General features: G+C 36.2%; 1 protein-coding gene and 1 pseudogene. Both read right to left on the bottom strand.

Annotated elements, in window-relative coordinates; translation table 11 throughout:
• Positions 1–485: 485 nt before the first annotated feature.
• A pseudogene (locus AAHB15_RS29885) lies at positions 486–650 on the bottom strand (EamA family transporter); the annotation flags it as partial.
• A gap of 170 nt (positions 651–820) precedes the next feature.
• A partial coding sequence (locus AAHB15_RS29880; RefSeq protein WP_342043895.1) for a maturase occupies positions 821–1,048 on the bottom strand: 228 nt, incomplete at its 5' end.

The raw sequence follows: 1,048 nt of genomic DNA, 5'->3' as shown, positions 1-1,048 counted from the left end.
AACCCCATCGTCTTCAGTGAGAACTGCGAAATAATCGTCACCAGCATCTAGTAACTTCCCAATTCTGGATTCTGGGCCGCCTCTGTCAACCTTAATTACTTTATTTGTAAAATACTCCTTGATGTCTTTACCCATTAAAAATCTCCCCTTTGATAAATATTTACACTGCATGTATATGTATCACGGCGGGAAGTTGTCCTAGGTAATGGCCTGTCTTTTAATACTTTGGACGCATGCTATAGGTATGTAAGGTGCAATATTGGGGCAATACCGAATGCAACGTTAATAATCGAATCCTTCTTCAATAATCTAAACTGTTATTCGTTTCATCGAATTTTCGGCTCTGTCAGATAAAGAAAAAAAGAGTGTTAACTGAGTTACACTCTTTACCGACTGTCCGCCGCACAAAAAGCCACTAAATTGCTGCTTATATGACTCTTTATGATTTAATCGACCAAAATTAACTATTCTTTCTATCAATTTATCTATAAATCGATTTGTGCTTTTCCTTTTTGGGTTTTAATTTTCATATTTACAAGACAAATGCTAAAAACAATGAATAAAAGTCCCATGACCAGTTTAATCGTAATAGATTCATGTAAAAGAAAAGAACTACATATAATCGCAATTAGAGGAATAAGAAAAGTATATCGAATTTTTCTAACCTCATATTTAACATCCCCTTTTGGGTTAGAAATTACATAAAAATCATTAATAAGTTCTTACCTACTTAATTCTAATTGAGATAGGGGGAGGCGACTAACCTCCATTTATCCCTCTCACACCACCGTACGTACGGTTCCGTATACGGCGGTTCCAATTATGTCGAACGCTGTAAATCATATCTTGCAGAAATACTTTTCAATCCTAGGGAGAGCCAATAGGCTTTCCCTAATGTTTTATGAAGGATTGGACTTTTTGATATTCTCCAATAAGCCTTTCTGGTATTTCCCCATTCATGTGCTTTTCCCTCCGGAACACCTAGTTCAATGAGTTTCTTCACCTTGGTTCGAGGAAGTTTCCATTCCTTCCATCGAATCATTCTTAA

This window comes from Bacillus sp. OTU2372, assembly GCF_038440275.1.
Lineage (GTDB): Bacteria > Bacillota > Bacilli > Bacillales > Cytobacillaceae > Neobacillus > Neobacillus bataviensis_B.
Note: the sequence above shows the minus strand (reverse complement) of the source record. Positions and strands in the feature narration are given on the sequence as shown.